Annotated in this window: 23 protein-coding genes and 2 pseudogenes; 8 read left to right on the top strand and 17 right to left on the bottom strand. The window is 58.5% G+C overall.

The genetic code is table 11. The features are described 5' to 3' along the window. Window positions 1-3: 3 nt before the first annotated feature. A complete protein-coding gene (locus tag IVB12_RS11060) occupies window positions 4-798 on the bottom strand; it encodes a WecB/TagA/CpsF family glycosyltransferase (protein WP_247298781.1) in 795 nt (264 codons plus the stop codon). Window positions 799-985: 187 nt separating this feature from the next. On the opposite strand from IVB12_RS11060, the gene IVB12_RS11055 reads away from it, so the two are divergent. Further along, complete coding sequence (locus IVB12_RS11055) at window positions 986-1891, top strand: glycosyltransferase (protein ID WP_247298779.1); 906 nt, start codon at window positions 986-988, stop codon at window positions 1889-1891. Between the two features lie 22 nt (window positions 1892-1913). Here the strand turns inward: IVB12_RS11055 and IVB12_RS11050 are convergent, their stop codons facing one another. Genes IVB12_RS11050 through rfbC form a run of 5 tightly spaced genes read right to left on the bottom strand, consistent with a single transcriptional unit; the run spans window position 1914 to window position 6547 of the window. Next, window positions 1914-3083, bottom strand: coding sequence for a hypothetical protein (locus IVB12_RS11050; RefSeq protein WP_247298778.1), 1170 nt, complete (start codon window positions 3081-3083; stop codon window positions 1914-1916). 54 nt (window positions 3084-3137) lie between these two features. Beyond that, entirely contained in the window at window positions 3138-4013 is an 876-nt protein-coding gene (gene rfbA / locus IVB12_RS11045; RefSeq protein ID WP_247298776.1) for a glucose-1-phosphate thymidylyltransferase RfbA, read from the bottom strand. Next, window positions 3922-4908 carry a dTDP-4-dehydrorhamnose reductase gene (gene rfbD / locus IVB12_RS11040; RefSeq protein ID WP_247298774.1) on the bottom strand — a complete coding sequence of 329 codons (987 nt, stop codon included), beginning with the start codon at window positions 4906-4908 and terminating at the stop codon, window positions 3922-3924. The genes rfbA and rfbD overlap by 92 nt, the downstream gene beginning before the upstream one ends. A gap of 8 nt (window positions 4909-4916) precedes the next feature. After that, window positions 4917-5975 (bottom strand): dTDP-glucose 4,6-dehydratase, encoded by a 1059-nt coding sequence (gene rfbB / locus IVB12_RS11035; RefSeq protein ID WP_247298773.1) that lies wholly within the window; start codon window positions 5973-5975, stop codon window positions 4917-4919. 14 nt (window positions 5976-5989) lie between these two features. Then, entirely contained in the window at window positions 5990-6547 is a 558-nt protein-coding gene (gene rfbC / locus IVB12_RS11030) for a dTDP-4-dehydrorhamnose 3,5-epimerase (RefSeq protein ID WP_247298771.1), read from the bottom strand. 530 nt (window positions 6548-7077) lie between these two features. On the opposite strand from rfbC, the gene IVB12_RS11025 reads away from it, so the two are divergent. The 3 genes from IVB12_RS11025 (at window position 7078) to IVB12_RS11015 (ending at window position 13131) form a co-directional block, all read left to right on the top strand. Then, window positions 7078-9402, top strand: a complete 2325-nt coding sequence (locus IVB12_RS11025; RefSeq protein ID WP_247298768.1) for an AAA family ATPase — start codon at window positions 7078-7080, stop codon at window positions 9400-9402. Between the two features lie 114 nt (window positions 9403-9516). Continuing rightward, complete coding sequence (locus IVB12_RS11020; protein WP_247298767.1) at window positions 9517-11496, top strand: hypothetical protein; 1980 nt, start codon at window positions 9517-9519, stop codon at window positions 11494-11496. Between the two features lie 168 nt (window positions 11497-11664). Then, window positions 11665-13131: an exopolysaccharide biosynthesis polyprenyl glycosylphosphotransferase gene (locus IVB12_RS11015; protein WP_247298765.1), complete on the top strand. Its 1467-nt coding sequence runs from the start codon at window positions 11665-11667 to the stop codon at window positions 13129-13131. A 61-nt stretch (window positions 13132-13192) separates the two neighbouring features. Here the strand turns inward: IVB12_RS11015 and IVB12_RS11010 are convergent, their stop codons facing one another. Next, complete coding sequence (locus tag IVB12_RS11010) at window positions 13193-13561, bottom strand: H-NS histone family protein (RefSeq protein WP_247298762.1); 369 nt, start codon at window positions 13559-13561, stop codon at window positions 13193-13195. A gap of 729 nt (window positions 13562-14290) precedes the next feature. On the opposite strand from IVB12_RS11010, the gene IVB12_RS11005 reads away from it, so the two are divergent. Then, window positions 14291-14677: an H-NS histone family protein gene (locus tag IVB12_RS11005; RefSeq protein ID WP_247298759.1), complete on the top strand. Its 387-nt coding sequence runs from the start codon at window positions 14291-14293 to the stop codon at window positions 14675-14677. A 160-nt stretch (window positions 14678-14837) separates the two neighbouring features. On the opposite strand, the gene IVB12_RS11000 is transcribed toward IVB12_RS11005, so the two are convergent. From IVB12_RS11000 to IVB12_RS10985, 4 genes are all read right to left on the bottom strand, one after another. Beyond that, complete coding sequence (locus IVB12_RS11000; protein ID WP_247298757.1) at window positions 14838-15917, bottom strand: nucleotidyltransferase family protein; 1080 nt, start codon at window positions 15915-15917, stop codon at window positions 14838-14840. Beyond that, window positions 15904-16422 carry a hypothetical protein gene (locus tag IVB12_RS10995; RefSeq protein WP_247298754.1) on the bottom strand — a complete coding sequence of 173 codons (519 nt, stop codon included), beginning with the start codon at window positions 16420-16422 and terminating at the stop codon, window positions 15904-15906. Before IVB12_RS10995 ends, IVB12_RS11000 begins: the two co-directional genes overlap by 14 nt. Before the next feature lie 8 nt (window positions 16423-16430). Continuing rightward, complete coding sequence (locus IVB12_RS10990) at window positions 16431-17033, bottom strand: PqqD family protein (protein WP_247298751.1); 603 nt, start codon at window positions 17031-17033, stop codon at window positions 16431-16433. A 181-nt stretch (window positions 17034-17214) separates the two neighbouring features. After that, on the bottom strand, window positions 17215-17460 hold the full coding sequence (locus tag IVB12_RS10985; RefSeq protein WP_247281186.1) for a hypothetical protein: 246 nt from the start codon (window positions 17458-17460) through the stop codon (window positions 17215-17217). 705 nt (window positions 17461-18165) lie between these two features. Between IVB12_RS10985 and IVB12_RS10980 the strand changes: the two genes are divergently transcribed. Continuing rightward, complete coding sequence (locus tag IVB12_RS10980) at window positions 18166-18381, top strand: hypothetical protein (protein WP_247298749.1); 216 nt, start codon at window positions 18166-18168, stop codon at window positions 18379-18381. A gap of 1025 nt (window positions 18382-19406) precedes the next feature. Here IVB12_RS10980 and IVB12_RS10975 read toward each other — a convergent pair. Both IVB12_RS10975 and IVB12_RS10970 read right to left on the bottom strand, forming a co-directional pair. Next, window positions 19407-19634: a hypothetical protein gene (locus tag IVB12_RS10975; RefSeq protein ID WP_247298746.1), complete on the bottom strand. Its 228-nt coding sequence runs from the start codon at window positions 19632-19634 to the stop codon at window positions 19407-19409. 638 nt (window positions 19635-20272) lie between these two features. Next, a pseudogene (locus IVB12_RS10970) lies at window positions 20273-20903 on the bottom strand (IS3 family transposase); the annotation flags it as partial. Window positions 20904-21144: 241 nt separating this feature from the next. On the opposite strand from IVB12_RS10970, the gene IVB12_RS10965 reads away from it, so the two are divergent. Continuing rightward, the gene (locus IVB12_RS10965) at window positions 21145-21288 is read left to right on the top strand and encodes a hypothetical protein (RefSeq protein ID WP_247298852.1); all 144 of its coding nucleotides are present in this window, start codon (window positions 21145-21147) and stop codon (window positions 21286-21288) included. Here IVB12_RS10965 and IVB12_RS10960 read toward each other — a convergent pair. Continuing rightward, window positions 21256-21467, bottom strand: a pseudogene (locus tag IVB12_RS10960) (protein-(glutamine-N5) methyltransferase, release factor-specific); the annotation flags it as partial. The gene IVB12_RS10965 and the pseudogene IVB12_RS10960 sit on opposite strands and share 33 nt — an antisense overlap. A 91-nt stretch (window positions 21468-21558) precedes the next feature. On the opposite strand from IVB12_RS10960, the gene IVB12_RS10955 reads away from it, so the two are divergent. Then, complete coding sequence (locus IVB12_RS10955) at window positions 21559-21990, top strand: HIT family protein (RefSeq protein ID WP_247298744.1); 432 nt, start codon at window positions 21559-21561, stop codon at window positions 21988-21990. A 51-nt stretch (window positions 21991-22041) separates the two neighbouring features. Here IVB12_RS10955 and IVB12_RS10950 read toward each other — a convergent pair whose 3' ends face one another. From IVB12_RS10950 to IVB12_RS10940, 3 genes are read right to left on the bottom strand one after another with little or no spacing between them, the layout of a single operon-like run. After that, window positions 22042-22740, bottom strand: coding sequence for an ABC transporter ATP-binding protein (locus tag IVB12_RS10950; RefSeq protein WP_247281197.1), 699 nt, complete (start codon window positions 22738-22740; stop codon window positions 22042-22044). Continuing rightward, the gene (locus IVB12_RS10945) at window positions 22737-24584 is read right to left on the bottom strand and encodes a branched-chain amino acid ABC transporter ATP-binding protein/permease (RefSeq protein WP_247298740.1); all 1848 of its coding nucleotides are present in this window, start codon (window positions 24582-24584) and stop codon (window positions 22737-22739) included. The genes IVB12_RS10950 and IVB12_RS10945 overlap by 4 nt, the downstream gene beginning before the upstream one ends. Before the next feature lie 11 nt (window positions 24585-24595). Then, complete coding sequence (locus tag IVB12_RS10940; RefSeq protein ID WP_247298737.1) at window positions 24596-25471, bottom strand: branched-chain amino acid ABC transporter permease; 876 nt, start codon at window positions 25469-25471, stop codon at window positions 24596-24598. Window positions 25472-25553 lie beyond the last annotated feature (82 nt).

Here is a 25553-nt window from a genome sequence, read left to right as displayed (position 1 = left end):
GTCTCACCCTCCGATCCGACCTGCCCCGGGGGGCAGCACACTGTACATGCCAGGCGCCCGTCTAACTGCCTGCCACATGAAGGCTTGCGTCAAGATTCCCGCAAATAGCGTGTTGGTCCTGGCATACCGCCACCACATCCGCCTGGGCTCCTGATAGATGCGGTACAACCATTCGAGGCCGAGCTGCTGCATGCGAGTGGGAGCTCGCCGAACCGAGCCCGCGAGAACGTCGAACCCGCCGCCCACGCCCATGATGAACGGTACGCCGAGCTCGTCGCGGTGGGCCGCAAGAAATCGTTCCTTCCGCGGCGTGGGCATGCCGATGAACAGGCAATCAGCGCCACTGGACTGAATGCCGCGGACGACCTCGTTCTCCTGCTCGCTCGAAAAATAGCCGTGCCTCAACCCAGCAAAGACAAGCGAAGGGTGCTCGTCCCGAACACGCTGCGCCGCCTGTTGCACGACGGCGGGTGAGGCTCCCAGAAAATACGGTCGGAGGCCCTCTTGGGCGCACACTTTCAGCAACTCGCTGAGTAGATCTACGCCGGTGACTCGCGACGTTGCCGGGAGACCAAACACCCGCGCTCCCCACAGGATTCCCATGCCGTCGATTCCGACAATGTCGCTGTTGGCGACATCAGCGGCAAGCACTGGATCGGAGCGCATGTTGACGAACTTCGCTACGTTGAGCGCCACATGCTGCAGACGCTGACGGTTTCGCATGGCCTTACGAGCAAGGTCGACAGTCTCTGCCATAGTCAAGATATCGATGGGGCACCCCAGAAAGTAGGCACGCATGGGTTCCTCCCCGGCCATGGTTCGCTTCGAGCGATGGACCGCCTGCAATTGAACTTAAATAATATCGAGATAATAATGATAGCGATTTTATTTGCAAGTTATATTGATATTATATTTTGACCTTAAATGCGAGGCCGACAGCGCCGGCGACGGGCAAGTCGCGGCAGTCAGTGGCGGAGAGAATTAAATGAACATTAAATCTCGGGCGATTTCGGTGATTGTCCCACATTTGAATCAGCCAAGCGCGCTGAAAACATGCCTGGCCAGTCTCGAGGCGCAGAGCCTTCCCCGGGATTCGTTCGAGATCATTGTCGTTGACAACGGCTCCGCAACCTTGCCAACCGACGTCCTCGCTCAATATCCGGGCGTACGACTGTTGTGCGAGGCGCGGCCCGGGCCTGGCCCGGCGCGCAACACCGGAGTTGCTGCTGCGAGCGGCGAGGTGCTTGCCTTCATTGATGCCGATTGCAGGGCACATCCGGATTGGCTGAGCAGCGTGTGGCGCTCACTGCATTCGTTGCCGCCTCGAACAGTGCTCGGAGGGGACGTCCGCATCTGGCGGGGCACGAAGCCACATCAGGATGCCATCGCGGCCTACGAGAGCGTCTTCGCTTATCGATTCAAGCTCTATATCGAGCGCGATGGCTATTGTGGCACTGGCAACATGGCAATGCTTCGCCGGGATTTCCATTGCGTCGGTCCGTTCGCAGGGATCGACGTGGCGGAGGATATGGAGTGGGGACAACGGGCGCAGCGTGCCGGGCTTCGATTTCAATATATCCCGGAAATGATCGTCTTCCACCCGGCCAGGAGTTCTCTCCAGGAGCTCTATGTCAAGTGGGACCGACAGCTTCTGCACTACCGCAACATGGCCGACGGTAAGCCGGCGTGGAGATTACGTTGGATTGCGCAGGCCCTACTTGTTCTGGCCTCGCCCGCTCCGGGCATCATCACGATCTTAACGAGTGACCGGCTCTACGGTATCCGGGCCCGCATCAAAGCTATCGCAGTCATGTGTGCCGTAAGAATGCATCGGGTCACAACAATGCTGTCGCTGCTGCGCAATCGGCGAGCCGTCATCTGGAACCGTTAGCACAAGCGTTCGTCCCACGGCGTCAGGCCGGAATGGCTACCTTGCCAAAGGCCGAGTTGTGGGTCAGTTCCAGCAAGTCAGCGCGCTGACCGAACGACCACAATATCCAGCCCAGTTCGTAGCTACGGCATTCCAGCCGAAGTCCGACACCGGCATTTTCAATTAGCCCGGACTCGTGTCCGGAGTAGGCGTTTGTGATTGCGCGCAGCATCCTGGGCGCCCTCGTTGTCAGCTCCTGCTTGCGGAGCTGAGATCGGATGGTCAGCCCGAGATCGGGCACCAGCATCGAGCGGCGAAGCTGGTTCTTGCCCAGTACCCAGGTAAATCCCTTGATTAGGGCATTCCGCGCCCCCCGAACCCGGTAGCGCTCTGCCCATTCAAGCAACGCCGGAGCCATGCCATACTGGTGCACCGAGTAGACTTCATAGAAATCAAGCACGCGCCCACCAACCGCATCGAAGAACCAGGGCCACTCGCCGTCGGGGCCTTGAAGCGCAATCAACTTGCGCACGCAGGCCTCTGCCATGGCGAGTGCGGATGACTCGCCTGCGAATTCACCGTAGTGATAGCACGCAATTGAGAGATAGATCTGCGTCGCGAACGAAGCGAAGCGCCGCCGAAATCCCGATGCTGCGTCGAAGAATAGCCCTGATCCGGTGTAAAATCGCTCTTGGAGAAAGCGATACAGCGGAGCGGCGAAAGGCGCCCACTCCTTGCCGCCGGCCCTGGCCTGAGCCACCACGCCCGTCAACAGCATACCCAAATCTTGGGCCCGAAACGTCTTCCACCCCCCCTGATCGCTCAAGAGCGCTTTCACTTCACGCCTAACTTGTTCGGGCAGATCGAGGCTGAGTTCTGCGGAAACCCAAAGCGCCATGCCGAGTGCATACTTTGGTACCGAAAGGACCGTGAGCTGGACCGCATTCCGATGGAATGTTTCCGATAGATTGATGCTGCCAGGAACCTCCTTTATCCTTGACATTCCGAGCAGAACGTTAAGCGTGTAGAACACATCGCTGCGCCGTAAAGACTCGTTCGGCGAAGCGCGCCCGTCCAGATGGTAGATGTGTGACCAGCAGCCGTGTTCAGGTAGCCAACACCGCTCCAATCCTCTGAGCGCATAGCGCACCAGCGGGGAATTTTGCGAGGGATTGGGCATCAAAGTCCCACTGTTGATCGGGTTGATGTTCATCGAAGAACCATGAGTTAACTCGTTCCAATGTCTGCGGATCACTGAACCCGAGACTCAAGTCAGCAGAGACCCGATCTCGCGCAAATACTGACCGTAGCCACTCTTCTCCAACGGTCGCGCCAACTCTTCGATCTGGTTGCGCCCGATGAAGCCCTGCCTCAGCGCAATTTCCTCAAGGCAAGCGACCTTCATGCCCTGGCGCTTTTCAAGCGTCTGCACGAACATAGCCGCATCGATTAGCGACTCCACTGTTCCGGTATCTAGCCAAGCGAACCCGCGTCCCATCCGCTCGACATGGAGCGCCTTGGCCGAAAGATACTGCATCTGTAGATCGGTGATCTCGAGTTCCCCGCGCGACGACGGCTCAATGCGCCGTGCGTAGCGCACGACGTTGTTGTCGAAGAAATAGAGACCTGTGATCGCCCAGTTCGAGCTCGGCTGCTTCGGCTTCTCCTCGATCCGCAGCGGGCGATCAGACTCGTCGAACGTAACGACGCCATACCTCTCCGGGTCTCGTACATGATAGGCGAAAACGGTTGCACCTTCCTCACCCTCGGCAGCCCTTGCGAGCATTTCGCTCAGACCGTCGCCAAAGAAGATGTTATCTCCAAGCACCATCGCAACACGATCGCTCCCGATGAAGTCTGCGCCGACAATGAACGCATCCGCCAGACCGGCGGGTCGGGGCTGCTCCGCGTAACTGAGCCTAACTCCCCATTGACTGCCGTCCCCTAGTAGGCGCTCAAACTGACACCGATCTGATGGCGTGGTTATGATAAGAATCTCGCGCACGCCTGTCAGCATCAGCGTTGACAAGGGATAGTAGATCATCGGCTTGTCATAGATGGGCAGTAGCTGCTTGCTCACCGCTCTCGTGATTGGATACAGTCGAGTTCCGCTGCCTCCGGCCAGCACAATTCCTTTCAGCATCGATTCTACCTTCCGCGAGTTGGTCGAGACAAGTTTCGAGAGAACAACGCCATAACGGCAATCGAATACCTAAGACGCGTTCTGCCTTGGATGAATCGAGGCGCGAATTCCGCGGCCGTCGCGCGGCCGTCTGGTACTGTTCGCTCGTGATCGCCTCAAGCTGCGGCACTCGGATTCCGCGATGAGCGAGCAAGTCGAAAATCGCTTGGGCAAACCCATGCCAAGTCGTCTCACCCTGTCCGGCAAGATGAAAGATGCCGGCCATGGTTCTACGATCATGGGTAAGCAGCCGCGCCGAGAGCTGAAGGATCGCCGACGCAAGGTCGAGCGCGAAAGTCGGATTTCCGCGCTGATCCTGAACGACTCTGACGACTGGTTGCGATTCACAGAGCCGCAGCATCGTCCGAACAAAGTTGTTGCCGTGGGGACTATAAAGCCATGAAGTGCGAATTACCGTTGCGAGCGGGTGAGCCGCTAGAACGGCAGCTTCGCCCGCGAGCTTCGATGCGCCGTACACATTCATCGGCGCAGGAACATCGCTTTCCTCGTAAGCATCCAGCTTTGTGCCGTCAAAGACGTAGTCGGTTGAGATTTGGATGAACGGTATATTCATTTGCCATGCGACATCGGCCAACGCGGCCGCTGCGTCGCGATTAATGCTGAAGGCCCTTGCTACTTCCGATTCTGCTAGGTCCACCGCCGTGTAAGCGGCAGCGTTGATGATCATGGACGGCGCGAATGGATCGATCGCCCGTCGGAGTTCCCCATGCGCCTCCAGATTGAGTTCGCTGCGTCCAAGGGAGACCACGGGCATGCTGTGCAGCACCGCGAGGTCATGAAGACACCTTGCCAACTGACCGTTGCGACCAGCAATGAAAATGGGCCTTTCCGTCATTCTCAGCCTCAATGTTGTGGAGCCAAGAGCCCCAGACGCGAGCCGTCATAAACCCCGTTGCGGGCACGCTCCCACCACGCGCGGCTCTTGAGATACCATGCGACTGTTTCGGTCAGCCCCTGCTCGAACGTTCTTGTGGGCCGCCAGCCGAGCTCACGGCGAGCTTTCGACGCGTCAATCGCGTAGCGGACATCGTGTCCCGGACGATCCGGCACAAAGGTAATCATCGATCGTCGCGTTGCCGGACCGGGATACAGCCTGTCGACGACGTCGCAGATCTGGGTAACCACGTCGAGGTTCGAGCGTTCGCTATCGCCACCGAAATTGTACTTCTCGCCGGGCCTGCCTTCCGACAGAAGCGTGATCAAACCTGCCGCATGATCTTCAACATGCAGCCAGTCGCGCACGTTTCGGCCGTCGCCGTACACCGGCAGCGGCTTGCGCTCGATCGCATTAAGAATCATCAAAGGGATGAGCTTTTCTGGAAATTGAAAGGGGCCGTAGTTGTTCGAGCAATTCGATACAATGACCGGCAGGCCATAGGTCTTGAACCATGCAAGCGCGAGATGATCCGAGGCAGCCTTGCTCGCTGAATAGGGCGAGCTCGGCTGGTAAGGCGTTTCTTCCCGGAAGAAGTCGGCAAGTCCGAGTGAGCCGTAGACCTCGTCTGTCGAGACGTGAACGAAGCGAAACCGCTTTCGTCGTGACACCGAGAGGCCCTCATAATATTTTCTGGCTGCTTCCAATAACGTGTAGGTCCCCACGATATTCGTGGCAATGAAAGCGGCCGAGCCGGTGATCGAGCGGTCGACGTGACTCTCGGCTGCGAGGTGAATAATTGCGTCAGGCTGGTAGCTGCTGAACACGAAATCCATGGCCTCGCGGTCGCAGATATCCTGCTGCTCGAACAAGTATGACTTTCGCCCCTCGATAGACGCCAACGAGGCTGAGTTGGCCGCATAGGTCAGCTTGTCAACATTGATCACGGCAGCGCCCTTCTGTAGCACCAAGCTACGGCACACTGCAGAGCCGATAAATCCCGCTCCCCCGGTCACCAGAACGCGCATCTGACCGCTCTCCGTCACTCGAAAATGGCCGTAAGCTGGTCCAGCCTGGGCAGGGACCTGTCTTTTGGCGACACTTGGGCCTCGACTGTTGTCACCGGCCACTCGATCGCCAGTGCCGGATCGGCCCAATACAGCCCTCCGTCATGGCTTGGAGCGTAGACCTGGTCGACCTTGTAGAACACGACGGTCTCAGGTTGCAGCGTGCAGAAACCGTGCGCAAAGCCCTTCGGGACAAGCAGTTGCTCACCCGTTTTGCTATCCAGCTTGACAGCTATATGCTTTCCGAAGGTCGCCGACGAACGCCGAAGATCGACCACGACATCCAGGATGGCGCCGCTCAGCACTCGGATGAGTTTGGCCTGGGCGAACGGCGGTCGCTGGAAGTGCAAGCCCCGGACCGTCCCGACCTGATCTGAGCTGGATTGATTGTCCTGAACGAAATCGACGGGAATCCCTTTCTCTGCGAACGCCGATCGCTGAAACGTCTCGCAGAAATAACCCCGCGCGTCGGATACTCGATCCGTTTGAATGATCTTTATATCTGGGATCTCTAAACACCGTACTTCCAGCATGAAAACGTCCTCCGGTACGTGGTGCTCAGTCCCGCCAGAAGGCGCAACGAAGTCTTCAAAGCACCGATCGAAATTGCTCTCGTCGAAACTGCCTTCGCCGTTGTCATTCGAGCCGTCATGATGGGCGCTCGCACATGCCACGCGTCTGCAGCGCGGGAGGAATTAGATTCTTGCCGAGTCGCATCGCCATGCCAGCACGCGGCCCATTCAAGGCGTTCGACGGTCGTTGAATGATCGGGGAGACCCGACACGCTTCTTCCTTCACGACCGGTCCCGCGCCATGCTTTAATCACCATAATTCAAATATCATTTAATAATTCCGTCCGCCGATTATCGTGAGCGCGCAACAGCGACTCCGCGTGAAGTTGGCCAAAAGGCCCCCTTCCGCGGACCGTCATCCAATTAATAACCGAATAACATTTAATTTGGCAATCATATTTTTCTGCGTTATATTCATTTAATAAATCATATACCAAACGCTCGCATGCGGGCGACCAAGCCGACGTGTTCCCGAGCCAGACAGGTACTTCATGCTTCAGAGCAATCTTCTACAGACCGACAGAACACGCTTGCCACTGGCCAGCCACGCCCAGTCGAACGAGATGGACGGCGGGGGAATCGGCGATCTCGTCAAGTTCGCCGTCGTCTTTTTAAGACGTCGATATCTTATGATCATCGTCACCGCGGCTCTCGTATTCGCCGCCGCGATGTTCTACCTGCGGTTCGCTCCCCCGACCTACACAGCTCAAGTACAGATCCTGCTGTCGAATCCTCGAGCTCAATTCGTTCAGCAACAGTCACTCCTTCCGGAGCCCGTCGTCGACGCGGCCCAAATCGAAACGCAACTGCAGATGGTAAGGTCGCGGGGGATTGCAGCGGCGGTCATAACCCAGCTGGATCTCGCCAACGATCCGGACCTTACCGCTTCACGGTGGTCCTTCAGCTCGCTACTGCATCGCATTCGAAACCCCGGCCAGCAGCCGGAGCACGTTTCAAAGACTGATACGCCTAACGAAGGCGCGATCGCCGCGTTGCTGGATAGGCTCTCCGCGTACAGGATCGGATATAGCAAGATCATCGAGGTTAGCTACAGCTCGAGCAACGCGGAACGCGCGGCGGAGATCGCCAATGCCGTGGCCAAGGCGTACATTAACGACCAGATGAATGCGAAATTCGAGGCCACGCGAACGGCAGCGAGTTGGCTGCAGGAACGTCTCCAAAACCTCAATGAGCAAGCACTGACGGCCGAACGCGCCGTGAGCGCATATAAGTCCCAAAATAACATCGTCTCGACCGGCGGAAAATCGATTGATGAACAGCCCGTCAACGATCTCAACGCCCGATTGGTAGCTGCCCGAACCCAGACCTCCGATGCACAGGTCAAGTTCAACCGTTACGACGCGGTCCTACGCGCCAATGCAGCTGGCTCCTCCACCATCAGCGCTCCCGACGCGGCGAGTGCCGATGTCCTCCAGAGCGCGATCATCAATACGCTTCGCCAGCAATATCTCGAGTTGTCACGTCGCGAAGCCGATTGGTCAGCCCGGTTCGGCCGCGACCATCTGGCGGTTGTTAACCTGCGCACTCGGATACGCGACATTCGCACATCCATCCTCGAAGAAGTTAAGAGGCTCGCCGAAACCAGCAGAAACGAATTGGAAGCTGCTCAGCAGCGGCAGCAGGAGCTCGAGAAGCAACTTGCTCGCGCCGTCTCGCAATCACGCCTGACGAACTCAGCAGAACTGACAATACGGGAGTTGGAGAGCCGAGCGAAAAGTCTGCGCGCCATGCATGAGGCGTTTCTGCAGCACTCCATGGGGGCGACCCAGCAGGAGACATTTCCGATTTCGGAAACACGGGTGATCTTTCCCGCCTCCCCGCCAGAACGCAAGAGCAAGCCGAAGGCAAACTTGGTGCTCGGCTTCGGCTTGGCCGCCGGGCTAGCACTCGGGATCGGCTTGGCTCTTCTGAGAGATGTTTTGGATAGAGTTTTCCGCACGTCCTCGCAGGTGGAGACCGCACTGGAGCTACCATGCTTGTCGCTGGTCCCCTTGCTGTCGTCTCCGAAGGGGCAGAAGTCTACCGCCCGATCCCAGCAACCGGATGAAGATCTGCGATCACGCACGATCTCAAACGTTCCGACGCTTCACCGAGCCGTCATCGGGATGCCGCTCTCCCGCTTCACAGAAGCCATCCGTTCGATCAAGCTCGCTATCGACCACACCCCCGCGAAGGCCTCCAATCAAGTGATCGGAATCACGTCGGCTCTGCCAAATGAGGGCAAGACGACGATTGCAGCCTCTCTAGCTCACCTCATTGGACATAGCGGCAAGCGAGCTATTGTCGTCGATTGCGACCTTAGAAACCCTTCACTCTCTGCGGCTATGGCTCCGAAGGCTGCATTCGGTTTACTCGAGGTGGCGAACGGAAAGCGTTCGCTCGAAGAAGCGCTGTGGCACGACCCCAAAACCAATCTCGCATTCTTGCCAGCCGTCCGGCGTGGCCCCATCCTTCATACGAGCGAGATCCTTTCCGCCGAAAACATAAGCAAGCTATTCGACCGTTTGCGGCAGACCTATGACTACGTCATAGTTGATTTCCCACCACTCTCGCCTCTGGTAGATGTGCGTGTCACTGCGCCGTTGGTCGACTGCTACGTTCTCGTCGTCGAATGGGGACGGACGAAAATCGATGTGGTTCAGCATGCCCTGCATACTGCGCCGACCATCTCCGATTCCTTGATCGGCGTCGTCCTTAACAAGACCGATATAAGGGCAATGGCACGATACGACGCTCACCGGAGTGATTACTACGATGACAGCCACTACGTCAGATATGGCTTGTCGGTCTCCTAGGATGACCCTCTGACTTGCGTCGAGCCACAACGATGGGGTCAGGCGCCTTCTGCAACATGCTCTTGTTGAGCGGGTCAGAGTCAGAAATGGTGTAAAATGGTTGTCCAGTCTGCAATGCTCGCTGTGCCTGCGGCGGTCGCTGCGGCTTTTGCTGTGGTCGAGAACCTAAAGAGTCCAGTGGTGCTATCGGGCATTCTTGCGGCTGCTATACTGGCCGTCGGCCTGTTCTCCAAGTCGTCAACCCTCGCCTCTTTCGCAAGGCTTCTGCGGCCCGTTATAATTCTGGCTCTTGCCGCACCCGTGCTTTGGATCGTATTGCAAGTTGCTCCGATCCCGCTCCGCGGGCTCGGAAATCAGATCTGGGCGACGGCGTCGGCCGCTCTACACCAACCTCTCGCACAGAGGTTCTCGGTTGATGTACACGAGACGGTACTGGCGCTTTCACATTACAACATTGTCCTCGCTGCCGCCCTCGTCATCGCGGTCGTTAGTCTGGACACACATCGGGCGGCGCAGGTCCTCTATATCCTTGTATCGATCACCGCCGTCAGCTGTATATTTTCGATCTGGAGAAACAACAACCTGAGTGGCTCCTGGCCCGCCGAACAAGCTTGGACCGGCTCGACCGCGGCAGCACTTGGTGTCCTTCTCTCCACTGCAATGGCTATCCGTGCGATCGACCAGTTGCGGCGGCCTAGACGATCGCCTCGCTCGCCGACAGGACCGCTCGCCATTCTTAGCAGCGCGATTCTATCATTGATCGTCTCGCTTGTGGCTATCGCACTTTGTAGCGGTTCGACAGCGCTGATTGCCGTGCTGCTCGGAGTGACAGTCATCCTCACGGTGGTCGCAATTCGCAAATGGTTCTTTGGCCTGTGGGGCAGAGCTGGTGTTCTCTCAACCGCCACCATGTTGTTCGTCGCCAGCCTCACTTTCGTTCCGATCAATAGGAATGCTGACCTAACGATTGCCTTATCGACGCAAACTCGGGCCGCAACCGAGCGGATGCTACAGGACACTCACCCGATCGGGACCGGTGCAGGCACTTTTGTGGTGCTTCTGCCGATTTATGGAGACGTTGGCATGGTCGCAATGCGCGAACGGCCGACCGCTGCCGCGGCGGTCGCGGTCGAAATGGGACGTACGTTCCTCTGCGGGGTATTGATAGTCACCGTCATCAGCGCCTGCATCTTGTTCGGGCGCGCGTTGTCTCGCAATCAGGCTTACCTATATCCAGCCGTCGGCGCAGGCGCTTGCGTATCGTTGACAATACTGGCCTTTGCCGAAAGCGGCCTTTTCGATTTATGGACATCACTGCTGGTGGCGGCGGTCTACGGCCTGGCGTTCGCGCAAAGCCTGTCCGGTACAGCCCGCGACCTGGATTCCATCAAGTTGCGGCAGCTTACACAGGACGCCAGCGACCGAGCCACGGCAGCACGACGAATTCCTTCGGCCATCTTCGCTTTCCCGTGGCCTCTGACACGCGTTGTTCTAACAATGATCGGGTTGCTGTTAGCTGCGCAAGCAGCTTTGATGGTTTCGCAAAGTTGGCCGTTTGGTGATCGCCTCTCTGTTACATCGGTTGCCGGTTCGAACGAAGCCTTGATCTCAGCGCACCAATCCACGCGCGAGGATGTCGCCACTGCAACTGTGCGCCTCAAATCTGACAAGGCCACGGACCCGCAGAACACCGGCCGGTCCACGGACTTAAATGCTTTTTCTGCAGTGCTGGAATACTCGCCCCTTCGAGGCGACGTTTGGCTCATGCTGGCGGCGCTTTCAAAGCAGCACGCGGCGACTTATGACACGACAAGCTTACTTAGGATGTCCTATTATACTGCACCAAACGCGCTGGATCTTATTCCACTACGGCTTTCCGTCGCTCTCGGCATTGACGCTGCGATCAAGGATCCTGAGCTACGAGATCTTATCCGGCGCGACCTCAAAGTTGCGATTACCGGCCGGACCGCACTCGGGCCAGCTATCGCCGCCGCATACCAATCGGCATCGGCAGACGGCAGGGCGCTTGCCGAGAGCTCGATTTCGGAGCTCGACCCAAGCTACGTCCACAAGTTGCGCTCGCAAGGCCCATAGCGTCTTCCAGCAAGTGTGCCCGATCACACCCAGATCGGTCCTGATTGATAATCGGGCGGGCGTTAGAGATCCGATCAAATTATCGAATCACGACCAATTCAGGTTGAATAATTTATTTAAATTCATAATATATTAATTATTAACCGCATGCGCTCCTGTTGATTGGCCATGAATTTTATCAACCGGCATATCGGCGAGCATGAGAGCGATCTAACTCTCGTCAACTCACGATCGTCCATTGCTGATGAAGGCAAGTGGCCCGTCCGGTACGACTCTGTTGAATTCGTAGCGATCTGCGCCGATATTGCGACCATTCTATTCGCCGGCTTCCTTTCCGCGCTTCTTTCACCCGGCAGCCCGGCACCAGCTGGCCTAGGCCAGGCATGCGCCTACGCGGCAGCAGCATCAGTATCTTTTGTCTACATTCTGAAAGGCAGGGGGCTGTATCGGCCAACAGAACTCCTCGTTCTCCGAAGCCAAATTCGCGCTATTTGCCTCACGTGGATTTTGTTGCATGTCCTGGCCGCCGCTGTAGAGATGCTGGATGACAAGCCACAGTTCTTCCGAGGTGCCGGCCTCCTGTTTGCGGCACTCGGCCTGGCATCTTTGATTGCGCAACGGTGCGTTGCCAGGACACTGCTAATAAAATGCTTCAGTGGCAGGAGGTTCGCTCGGACGAATCTCGTCCTGATCACCGATCAGCCGCCTTCGAATCATGCTGGTCTGTCGGAGACTCTTGCGGTCCTCGGCTATTGCGTTAAGGGCCGCTTTGGGTTGCCTGCGATGGGCTCGGACCCCGGTTCCAGAAAACGGCTCAGCTGCCGCGTGATCGAACATATTCGTAATTCAGAAGTCGATAAAATCGTGCTGGAGGGCAATCCGGAACGTTGGGCCGACCTTCGTGCCTTTATCTCCGACCTGAGGGTGCTGCCATTCCCTATCGTGTTCGTCCCGGTTGGTGCCGCATCCGAACTGCTTCGACATCCGACGAGGAGCTTGGGAAGTGCCGCTTGCGTGGAAATCCAGCCGGGCCCCCTCACCGCAATCGAGCGCGCAAGCAAGCGAATAATTGATATTATCGGCGCGGGATTTGCTTTGATAGTCTTTGCACCATTGCTCGCGATGGCTGCGGTCGCGATCAGACTGGATTCTCCCGGTCCGATCCTGTTCAAACAACAAAGATGCGGCTTCAATGGCCGAATATTTTCCATCCGAAAGTTTCGGACGATGCATGTGCTTGAGAATGGACCTGTCGTCGTTCAGGCAACGCCTCTTGATCCTCGCATCACCAGGGTTGGCAGATGGCTACGGCGAACGAGCTTCGACGAGCTGCCGCAGTTGTTGAATGTCCTCGACGGCAGCATGTCACTGGTGGGCCCACGCCCCCATGCCGTGGCCCACGACGGACAGTTCGAAAAGCTCGTCCGGAAGTACGCCTTCCGGCGCCGAGTGAGACCCGGATTGACCGGATGGGCTCAAATCCATGGCTGCCGTGGACCAACGCCTACAGCGGCCATGGTTGAGAGACGTGTGGAGTACGATCTCTGGTATATCGACAATTGGAGTCTTCGGCTAGACCTCGCAATCCTGCTGCGAACTCCCATGGAAGTGCTGCGGGGGCGCAACGCCTGTTAAGCGAACAGGATCGCGTTAAGCGAACAGGATCGCGGCGCCACGCCGGCCCATGGACGGCAATTCACGCCCGTTGCCGATACTTCGGAGCCGCTTCCCCTATGCGAAACTCCTCGATCCGACGGCCGGATTTCATGGCAGCAACCAACCACCGCGGCCGCTTGCCACGTCCCGACCAGGTTTCTGAAGTCTGCGGGTTGCGGTATTTCGGCAGCACGCGCGGATATTTGCGCCTCGGTTTGCCGGTCGGAGAGACACCCGCCCCCCCAGTTTCGGCTGACACAGCCATGCCACCGCCGAGAACCGCCAGGCGCTTCTCCAGTTCCTGCTTTTCCGCCTTGATTCGATCCGACAAAATGCCGCTAATTTCCTCATGAAGCGACCATAGATCGTCGAGGGACATCGCTTCTAGTTCGAGCTTCTTGGTCGACATGCTAGCATCCTGTAGTTGCGCCCATTTAATATTGCCCCGGCCGGGTAATCAAGAACCAAGAGGGTCAACATTACAAAAATATGTGGAACCGAACGATAAGTTCGTGCTCCACATAACTGCGTCGCCGGTTCTAATCAAGACAGAAAAATGAGCTATCCCCCTCAATTTAATTTGGCCAAAGCAACATCACGCGCCTTACGTGCACCGTTTCCTTCGATTTCAAGCTAAGAATGCAGGTTAAGTGGGCCGCGGGATCAATCTGCCGCGCCGCACTCTCGGCGGATATGATCGGCGCGCGAGCCCGCCTTTCTTCGTTGGCAATCCAACTGAAATGCGACCATCAGCCTGCCGCAATCGCGAGCTTATGACTGCGATGTCTCTCAGCGCGAGCCGTCGCAGCTGGATTTGCAGCTTCAAAGCCTGGATGTCGGTCAATGCAGCCGACGGAGCGATAAACCGGCTGATCGCCGCTTCAAGGCGCCCCATAGGGCAGTCGATAGCGACTAATGTTTCTTTTCGGGCTTGCAGCAAGGCTTCTGGCCTTTCAATACGTCGATTAAAAATAATGCTCGCAATATAATATTAAATAATATACTATTTATTTATTGTCGCGTCAAATTTGAAAGACCGGTCTCGGTCCCTGTCCGTCACTCGCCGCGCGAACAACGATATTCGGCGTGGAGATGACAGGCAGGTGGGGGCATCAGTCGAACGGTGACGAGAAATGCTATGCGAAGGCAAGATCTCGAAGCCATGGATTTTGAGGAACTCTGGCTCCTTCACGAGGAGCTGACGAAGATTCTCGCCGAGAAGATCACCGCCGAGAAGCGGGAACTGGAAAAGCGTCTTGCGCAACTCAACCAGCCGGATCAATTCGGTGAAGCTGAAAGCCGGGCGGCCGAGGCGGGAACAGGCCAGCCGCCCCGTCGCAAATACCCGAAGGTCGTACCGAAGTACTACAACCCGCTCCAGCCAACAGAGACTTGGTCAGGACGTGGTAAGCAGCCCCGCTGGCTGGTTGCCGCCCTCCAATCAGGCCACACGCTGGAGGAGTTCAAAATCCGCGAGAACGGCGAATCGTCCGAAGGGAATCCTGGTGGTCGAGAGCATTCCTAGCTCTGCGCCATTGGGCGCACCTCGGATCGACTGAGAATGTTCAGTCCTGCGGATTGGGGCAGCCGCCCACCCACCTGGAGCAGGTAGCGGATCGAAAACCCGCTCAGCCAAGATCTGCCGCCACGATCTCTCGAGAACGCTCGTGTGACGGTCACAGGCACTAGACCTTTCCCGCGCGAACTGCGGTCGTCGCATTCAGCAGAAATTGTAAGGTTCTCGCTCTTGGCACAGACCACAATCCACGTCGGTTCGCGCTGGTTCTTGTCGAGAGAACGGCCGCCTCCCTGCGGTAGTTTCTGAGGTCCAGAATGTTCATCGCCAGGAGGGGCACGCGTGTGGCCGGAAAGCGTGCTTGCATCAACTGCCGCATGAACTGCAGGCGCGGAATCAGTCGGGAGCGCAACGCGTGCGGAATCTCGACGCCCAGCAGCTCAGTAAGAGCGAACAGCTGAGTTTCGACTGCGTTCTTCATCAACTCGCCCGAGACAAGAGAGCTAAGCTCCCCCCAATCGAGGCCCTCGGCGGAATTGCTTAGATCGCGTAATTCAACAAGGTGCCGCAGGTCGAGGTCGCCGAGCCAATAACCATAGTCTTGAAACTGATCATGGATGATCAACATGAGCGCTTGGTAGGTAGGCCTGGGGATATAGACGCGTCCCCGTCCCAGCGGCGCAGGGACGCAATGGTTCAGCGCATGCCCGAAGCTCTGGTAGAGGTACGCAGGACCTGGAGCTGCCCGCTGCAGGTCGATGGTCCCGACATCCTGCGACCGATTCAGCTCGACGTGCCATCTCTGGCTTTCGGAAGGGGCCTGGTAATCGATATCGTAACCAATTGCACATAGAGCGGCGACTGCCGTTCTGGCCTCCTCTGGCATAATCATGATGTCCAGGTCAGACATTAACCGAACGCCTCGTCGCTCCTCCGGCGCGGTCGCCAGTGTCGATGCCCCCTTGAGCATGATCGGCGTAATTCCCGAGCTATTCATCGCAACGACGGCTTCTTCCAGTTGGGCGATGAGCCGATTGTTGCGCAGCACGTTTCGGCGGTGGATCTGGCGAATATATGTGCAGACGTCCTCCGGCAGCATCGATGCGAATTTGTCGACAAGATCGATGAGCGCCGGCGTCGTCAGAGTCTGGTTTGCGAGCCCGATTACGGGCGTCCACTCTACATCGACCGGTGGCATGCCTCGCAAGCAATTGCAAAGGCTCGTCAGTGCGGCGCTATGTCTTGCCATTGCACAAATCCATAATCAATCGCCGAGCCTCCACGGCCTCGCAATAGGTGAGTTGAAGCGATCGCGCTCCCGCGACAATCCGCTTCAAAGCGAAAAAGCCGGCCTGCGAAAGTCGTCCGTCAGCAGCAAATGCGTCCTCGATGAGCCGCTTCATCGAATCCAACTGATCTATCGCGGTCAGTTCGGCCGGTCCGCTCGCGACCCGGTTCAAGAAGATGACCCAGCTTGCGGAAAAGCATTGGTTCTGTGCATCCGTAACGGGTACGTACCGCACCAGAACGCCGTCGGAACGGCAATGCGTCGCGTCGTGCCGGTCGCCATGTAGTCGCGAGAGAAAGCCCCACGATCCCTGCTTGAGGGTGAGCGCAAACGGAAGCCCGCAGATCGTTCCGTCAGCTCCAACCAGCGCAACATCATCGCCGGGATACCGAAGTCCGGCGTCCACCAGTTGCAGTGTGAGCGTAGACTTCCCAGCTCCCGGTTGGCCGCATAACAGCAGGCCCATACCGTCTTTCACGAGAGAAGCGGCATGAAGGGAGAAGACCCAACGACTGCTTCGAATGAGCCGCTCGGTGATGTGAGCTTTGATCGTAGGTGCCAGTGCTTCGACTTCACATCTGGAGATGCGGGCATCCTCTCCGCGGAATCGTCCAGCATCATTGCCTCGACGGTAATGTCGACGTCGCAGCCGGCGTTCTGGTCCGGAACACAAAATAGCGGAAGCAGCCGATTCAAGAGGTCCCGATTTGCAGCCCGGATGCCTATTCTGTGCCGACCCAGGACCGCTGAGAAGGCACAATCGGCCGGCATTCGCCAATCGACTTCAAGAAACCCTCGATCGATCCAGACATTTACAGCCTGTCGCGTGAACTGGCGTGCCGTTTGCTCGTCAATGTCTAGCGCACCAAGCCGCTGATAAATTTCTTCCAGTGAGGCGCCTTGTGCCAACTTACACCAAATGAATGCCGCTACTCGGTCCAGTTCAAAAATCTTCTGCCCTGCTTCGCTGAAGAGCATTGATCGACCCTCCAGCAGCGCGAACACTGCATCCGGAGCCGGTCTCAACACCATCTCTGCCGACGATCTTTCCAGCACGGCTCCGACCAATGTGAACAAGTCTGCCCCGCCCTGTACCGACGAGGCGGCGACAGCATCTGGGAGGCGCTATTGTCGCGGCACCAGGAGACGGCCGTCGCCCACGAGATTCAGTCTAGCCCGGCCTGCGGCGTTGCAATTCCCGTTCAGCCGAACACATGCCATCCGATCGGGCTCGTTTCGAAAGTGACAATCCGGCCGGTCAGGCCGCCAGCTGACCGTCCTTGCCCCCTCCCTGCGGAGAAATGTTCAACACCTGCTTTCCAAGAAGGCTCGCTCTCGCGATCAACCGATGAGCATCCAATAGGTACCGATAAGCTTCGCGATCGGCACTCCGTTCTCTCAGAATGCGCTCTTTCTCGCCGATGCTTAGCAATTCAGCGCGCATCTGAGCCAACTGCAGTGTATTCGAGGTGAGGTTGTGCTTGTTAAGAATTGATTCCCACATCGTCTCCTCCAGTCGAACGAACTTGGACGAGTTTAGCTTACGTGATTGGCGGCAATTAACAACGAGATTTGCATATTTATCGCATAATCAAAATTTGTTTCATATTTGAACCTCGAGTAACCATTTAACCCTACGAGCAAGCCGCAGCACGCAACGAAACCGGCGACGGGAATGAGGGGGTTGCTGACGCCAGCGAGGAAAGGTCGGATATTTTTGGTGAGGGACATCGTGCCGTACAGCCCCCGCGTAAAAAATAAATTGGCCGAGAGTCGCAAATCAGACCGACATGCAAATTTTTATTTGCACATTAAATAAAGACGGAGAATATTAATGAACTGCAGGAGGGGAGCGAGACCAGTGATCCGGTGGGCTGATCTGTCCGTCAAGACCAAGATAATGGTTTCATTGCAAGCGGAACGTTCCGCGCGAAACCGCAGGGATTTGGACATGACTATTGTTAGGCGCCTCCCAGAAGCTTTCGGTTGAGGTCGCAGCACATTCAAGGTTGCCGAGCGAAAGCCGGCGATATCGCCATTTCGCCAAGCAGGAATCCGGTCGGTTGGAGAAGCGTCGTCACGAGCAAGCTGCCCCTTGCTCGAACAACGACCCCAGGTGCGATGCCCCCCAGTTAACCCGCACCGACGAGAGCGCACTCCAGCCGGCCGGCCCCTTATTCAACCATCAAATTATTTCAGGGAGGCTCGCATGGGTATGATTATGGTCAAGTGCCCGCAAACCGGTCGCGCGATCCCGACCGGCATCAAATCCGATCGTGAGACTTTCCTGCGGAGCATCGTGTTTTTCGGCAATACTCGTTGTCCGATCTGTCAGGCTAATCATAACTGGTTCGCCCGCGAGGCCTGGGTCGAAGAGCCGATCATCCGGACGGCGGAGATGCTTGGTGCGGCTCCCTCGTTCTGATGCAAATGACGAGGCCGTTCTGGAGAGTGCGTCCAAATTCCCTTTTCCCGATGCAGGCATTTTGTTACGACGCGTTAGAATGCGCGAAAATATTTCCGCGTATCGTCGTAAAGCGAACGGACGGCGCGATGATCCATCGCTTAGACGTTATTGGCAGGTCATCACAAATTCGAGCTTCCCGTCACGGATTTGGCAAGGGCCTGTCTGGGGGTGTTGTAGTGAGTAGTGGGATTTGCAGCCTGGCTGTTCTGCATCACGCAACGATCGAACTCGTTGGCCTGCTCGCTCAATTGCAGCGGCTCCGGGAGAAAGTACGAAGAGCGGAAGCACGACGCTCGGGAGAAAGACGGCGATCAGCATCCGCCTCGCGCACGCGAACGCCCCGAGCAACAAGGTATCGCACGCGTCTGTAGCCGGCGTGACCCTCACCAAGATCACCTGCAAGCGTCCTATTGTTCCGAAACTCTACGCGCGACTCGCGCTGCGCAAGACATCGATCGCCTCAGCGCGAGTAGCAGTCCGATGACGGGCTGCGAATGTCCAGTTGTACGAAGCGCATGTTTCGGCCCGGACTAAATTCAGCGACGTAGGCATCTTGCCGAGAATAAAGAGACGAGCACAGACCACGATCACTCCTCGATCCGAATTGAGACGGTGATCGGCTGAAAGGCCGCTGATCGCTTGCTGGAATACCCGTATCGCCAGATACCCAAGCGGTTGAAAAGCTTGGTGGGCGCACCAGGGCTCGAACCTGGGACCCGCTGATTAAGAGTCTGATGTTTGATGAACAACCAGAGGTACTTAGGTGTAAAAAGACACGCGAACGAGCCTATACAGATCAACAGGTTACGGCCGAATTGTAAATCGAGCCGCCGCGGATCAACGAACCCGCAACACCTGCGTCCCGAACGTAAATAGCGATCGAAAAGATCAATAAAAACGATGAAGTTCGCTTCTGCTTGAGTACCTCATCGCCGTTTGTTCACGGTATTTCGGTGGTCAATCGGTGGTCAGACCTAAAGTGCTCAATCGTGCGCATGCCGAGCGTCGATGCAGACCACCGGAAGCTCAACCCTGCGGAGTTCATGCCATAGCCAACTCGCCATCGCCCCGGTCTCAAAGCCGATACGCTCGGCATGAGGCGCATGTTTGCGAAGCAGGTCAGTCAAGGCTCCAGGATTAGACTTCGCTTTTCCTTCGAAGATTACTTGACCAGTCTCGTTGGAGACGTCCAGTCCGACGTACTGCTTCATGGGAGCTCCTTCGAATCATTTGATTGCGAGGGCTCGACGATAACGGAGCTTGCCCGCCACGAGCGCTGACCGCAATTACGTCATCGTGGTCAGACCTAAAGTGCTCAATCTAGTCTCGGGCTGCGGCTCGCCGGCGCGCTGCAGGCACGACGATCGTTAGCCGCTTGCACCGCTGCCCCGCATCCTCTGGTACTTTGAATGACAATAGTCCCACGTTACCGGCGTCACGCGGGCGCGAGGCCGGCGGTCAGCGTCGGGGGTTCGAGACAGCTGAGCGCTACGAACGGTACCGCACCCAATCTCAGCCTTTGTTTTCAAAGACTTATCGCGCGACCTGATACCGCCAGCTCACGTCGGCATCGTCCGCTCATGGCCGCCCAGGGCGTGTCTGACTGTTGAGGCTCAATCGCATTGCTGCAGAAAACACTTCCTGCGCGGGTATGATCTCCCGGGGTGAAGCAGCATTGGCCGAGAACAATTGCGCCAAAGGCTCATGCACATTTAAGTGCGCAGTTTGACCCCATGGCGCCGAAGCTCGCCCATTTTGCCCATCGCTCAATCGGCTTTACTGAGGCTGCCTAATTCCATCGTTTTCTGGGTCACCGTTGTGAGCTGCTGCCGGTTTGATGGACACCAGGTTAAGCAAATCCCACCTTGCGCTCGAACTCAACCGGGCTGAGATAGCCCATTGCCGAGTGCCTGCGGGTCGTGTTGTAAAATCGTACAATGTAGTCGAACACATCGGCTTGCGCCTCGTCTCTGCTCCTGTAGGTTTTGCCTTCCGTCCGTTCGGTCTTGAGCGACGAGAAGAAGCTCTCCATCGCCCCGTTGTCCCAGACATTGCCGGAACGGCTCATGCTGCAGACAATGCCGTGGTCGGCCATCAAACGCTGGAACTGCTCGCTGGTCTACTGACTGCCCTGGTCGGAGTGGTGCAACAGCGCGTCCGGCTTGCCGCGTCGCCAGACGGCCATCAGCAGGGCATCGGTCACCAACTGAGCTGTCATGGCGGCACTCATAGACCAACCCACCACCCGGCGTGAGAACAGGTCGATCACTGCTGCGACGTAGAGCCAGCCCTTGGCCGTCCAGAGATACGTAAGTCGGCGATCCACTTTTGGTTCGGCCGCTCGGCAGTGAACTGCCGGTCAAGGAGGTTCGCGCCGGCACGGTCTCGAGCTGTCGATCGCCGCTGTCCTTCGGCAAGCGCCGGCGTCGCGGCCGCGCCCGCAGGCCTTGCAGGCGCATCAGCCGCTGGTGGAGGCCACAGTCCGCCGCCGGGAAAGGCCTGTACCGGGTCCGAGCCGAACTCCTTGACCCACTTGCGCAGAACATTCTCATGAACGTCCAGGTCGCCGCCGGCTTGCGCGAGCGATTTGGGACGACAGGCGGATATCCGGGCGTGCTGTGCCGTGGCCGGAGCCGGCGATCACGACGAGCAGACTGGCGGGATTGTGCCGCGGTCATGAGGTGTCGTCCGTCCTGGGCCAGTGTATGTTGAAGAGGGATAATGGTCGTATTCCTGTACGTGAACACCGCTAAGCAACTCGGCGAACAAGACCCCATCGACGGTTTCGACACGCTGATCGGCGCCTCGCTAGACGCCGAGATAGCGCTGCTACGCATATCGTTCGAGGCGCGCGGTCTCCTCTAGCGTAAGCTTTCGCGCCGCCTGCGTCACCATTCCGGTCAGATCGAGCTCCAGAGCCGCGCCGACGAGAAGGCGCGCGGCGAGAGCGGACTCCTCGATGCCGGCCGATCGCAATCGCGCGGCGAGGGCGCGACGCGCACTCTCGATGCTGTTTCCGGGAAGCCTGTCGTCAATGGAACCATCTCGCTTGGCATCGTGGATAGATCGGCAGGCTTGCTTGCGTCAACGGAAAGGAGCGCGTTTGATCGTACCTCGCAGCGATGGGAGGGGTTCATGGCGGCCTATGACGATCAGAACGTCTTCGCGAAGATCCTGCGCGGCGAGATTCCCTGCTTCGAAGTTTTCAGGGACGACCGCAGCTTCGCCTTCCTGGATATTATGCCGCGCTCGCCCGGACACACGCTGGTCATTCCTCGCGCGCCGGCGCGCGGCATCCTCGACATCGCCGATGACGATCTCGCCGCGGTTGCGAGAACCGCTAAGCGGATCGCGATTGCGGCGATGAAGGCGTTCGACGCCGAGGGTATTATCCTGCAGCAATTCAGTGAGCCGGCCAGCGGCCAGGTGGTTTTTCACCTGCACATGCACGTCATGCCCGTCAGGTCCGGGATCGAGCTGTTGCCGGCGCAGACGCGCAAGGAAGACATGGCCGTGCTCGCCGATCACGCCAGACGGATGGTCGCGGCGCTCGCGGCTAGAGCATGATCCGGAAAAGTGTGCCGCGGCATTCCGAAGAGATCATGCTCAAACATCCGTCTAAACGCCGAGATAGCGCTGTAGCAGTTCCGGCTGGGCCTTCAGCTCCTGCGCCGGCCCCTCGTGCACAATGTGGCCGTTGTTGATGATGTAGATCCGGCTCGCCAGCGCTAGCGTCGCCGCCAGATTCTGCTCCACCAGCACGATGGTCTGGCCGGCCGCCGCCAGCTCGCGGCAGGCCTTGACGAGATCCTGGACGATCACAGGCGCAAGGCCCTCGAACGGCTCGTCCAGCAGCACGATCTTGGGATCGCGCACCAGCGCCCGCGCGATCGCAAGCATCTGCTGCTCCCCGCCGGAAAGCTCGGTGCCACGGTTGTTGCGACGCTCCTTCAGCCGGGGAAACATCTCGTAGATGCGGCCGAGCGGCCAGCGTTTGGGCGCGGTGATCTGTGCAAGGAGGATGTTCTCCTCCACCGACAGGCTGCCGAAGATCCGGCGCTCCTCGTGCACCAGTTGCATGCCCGCTTGCGCGATCTTGTGGCTTCTGCGCCCGGCGATATCGATGCCGTCGAATTTCACGCTGCCGCTGCGGGGTGTCACGACGCCCATCAGGCTCTTCAGCGTGGTGCTCTTGCCGGCGCCGTTGCGGCCGAGCAGTGCCACCACCTCGTGACGGTCGACATGCATGGCGACGTCGAACAGGATGTGGGAGTCCCCGTAATAACTGTTCAGGCCGTTGACCTCGATCAGGCTCATGCGGCGATCTCTCCGTGGACGCCGCCGAGATAGGCTTCCTGCACCGCGGCGTTGGTCTTGATTTCCTCGGGCGTTCCGGAGACCAGCACGCGGCCTTCCTGGAGCACGGTAATGCGCTCGACCAGCTCGAACAGGGCATCCATGTCGTGGTCGATGATGATCATGGTGCGGCCGCGCGCGATCAACTTGAGCAACTTAACGGTCTCGACCCGCTCGCGCGGGCTCATGCCGGCGAGCGGCTCGTCGAGCAGCAGCAGGCGCGGCGAGGTTGCGAGCGCAAGCCCGATCTCCAGCCTGCGTTTCTCGCCATAGGCGAGCTCGGATACGGGCGTGTCGGCGCGGCGGGTCAGATTGACAAGGGCCAGCGTGTGCTCGACCTGCTCGGCCAGGCCCTTGATGCCCGAGAGCTTGCGGAACAAATCGAGCCGGAATTTTCCGCGCAGCTCGGCAAGCGCGGCGATCGTCAGGTTCTGGCGAACGGTGAGGCCGGTGAAGAGCTGGTTGACCTGGTAGCTCTTGGTGAGCCCGAGCTGGCAAACCTCGGTGATCTTCAGTCCCGTGATGTCGCGGCCCTCGAACACGATCTGGCCCGACGTCGGGGCGACCTCGCAGGTCAACATCTTGAAGAAAGTCGACTTGCCGGCGCCGTTAGGACCGATGATGCCACGCAGCTCGCCCTGATTGACGCTGAAATCGATGTCGCTGTTGGCGACGAGGCCGCCATAGCGTTTGGTGAGACCTGTGGCCTTCAGGATCGGCCTGGAATACGCAGGATGTTCGACTTCTTTGGCCTGCATCGATGCTGGCGCAGGTTGCCGTGTCGGCGCGGCGTCCGTAGCCTCTTGTTCAGCCTCTGCTTCCGTCCGCTTACGCCTGCCGGAGGCGAGGCGATAGAGATCGGCGAGGCCGCCGATGATGCCGCCGCGCAGAAAGCAGACCAGCAGCACGAACACGACACCCAGCACGAGCTTCCAGGCGGCTCCGAGGCCCAACGCGGCCTGCAGGAAGTCCTGCAGGAGGAGCCAGACCGCCGCGCCGACCAGCGGCCCGAACAGCGTGCTCCTGCCGCCAATGGCGGTCTGCATCACCAATTGGCCGGAGGTGTCGAACGTGAACGCGTCCGGCGGCATGAAGGCCTGGAGCACGCCGAGGAGGCCGCCGGCAAACCCCGCATAGGCGGCGGCGATCACGAAAGCAGTCAGCTTGTAGCCGTGGATGTTGTGGCCGACGGCCGTGGCGCGCAGCGGATTGTCCCGGATCGCGCTCAGAATCGCCCCGACCGGCGAGCGGACGATCCTGAGCGCGATGATGACGCCGATGAAATAGCACAGAGCGATGAATTGATAGAGCGACCAGCCGTTGGTGAAGTGGATCGTGGTGAAGCCGAGATTGAAACTCGGCGTCGGGACGCCGGGCAGGCCGTTCTCGCCGCCGGTAAAATCCGAGAGCGGATTGAACTCGACGAAGAAGAACACCTGCGCGATCGCCACGGTGATCATGGCGAAATAGATGCCGGTCCGGCGCAGCGCGATCAGGCCGACAAGATAACCGGTCACGGCGGCGGCGATCATGCCGATGATCAGCGCGCCCAGCACGTTGCTGAAGCCGGCGCGCGTCAGGAGATAGGCCGCGACGAAGCCGCCGGTGCCATAGAAGGCGGACTGGCCGAACGACAACAACCCCGTGAAGCCGAACAGGATGTCGAAGCCGAGCCCGAACAGGCCCCAGACCAGGATTCGATTGACGGTGTTCGGCGCGAAGCCGAGATGGGGCAGCACAAACGGAGCCGCGATCAGGCCGATGGCCGTTAGCGTCTCGATCAGGAACTGACGTTGCTTGAGCATGACGAAATGACTTACTCGCGGCCCTGAACGCCGAGCAGGCCATGCGGTCGCACCACGAGTACGAGCGTCATCACCGCAAACAGCATCACATAGGCGTAGCCGGGGTTGAACATGGAGGTGACGCTGATGATCTCGCCGGCAATCAGGCCGCCGAGGATCGCACCGGGGAACGAGCCGACGCCGCCGATCACCACCACCACGAACGTCTGGACCAGGATGTCGTCACCGATGCCCGGTGTCAGCGAAACCACCGGCGCGTTGACGATCCCGGCAAAGCCGGCGGCCATCGCACCGATGCCGAACACGACCATGAAGACGCGATAGACGTTGATGCCGAGCGAATCGACCATCACAGAATCCTCGATGCCGGCGCGCACGATCATGCCGAGCCTGGTCCGGTAGAGGATGATGAACAGCGCGCCGAGGGCGATGGCGACGATGCCGACCACGGCGAGGCGGTAGGTCGGATAAAACATGAAGCCGAGATTAGTGATGCCCCGGAACATCGCCGGGGGTGGCACCAGCTGCGACTGGCTCGAAAAGATCAGGCGCACGAGCTCGACGAAGCAGATACCGAGCCCGAAGGTCACCAGCAGCTGATCCTCGTGCGGGCGATGATAGAAATGGCGGATGATGACGCGTTCCATGAGCACGCCGAGCAGCATCACGAACAGCGATCCCGCGATAACGGCGAGGACGAACGATTCCGTGTACTGGTAGGCGACAAAGCCGGCGTAGCCGCCGATCATGAACATCGCGCCATGGGCGAGGTTGAGGACGCCGAGCGTGCCGTAGATGATGGTCAGACCGGAGCTGATCAGCGCGAGCAGCGCGCCGAGCGCCAGCCCGTTGAAAAGCTGCGAAACGAGGTTGGGCCAACTGATCATGAAATGGTCACTGCTGCGCAGGCGCGACGGAGCGCGCCAAAAAGGTGACACCGCACGGAGCAGAGGGCAGCCCGCGGCGTCA

The organism is Bradyrhizobium sp. 179 (assembly GCF_023073535.1).
Taxonomy (GTDB): Bacteria; Pseudomonadota; Alphaproteobacteria; order Rhizobiales; family Xanthobacteraceae; genus Bradyrhizobium.
This window is presented reverse-complemented; position numbering and strand designations above follow the sequence as displayed.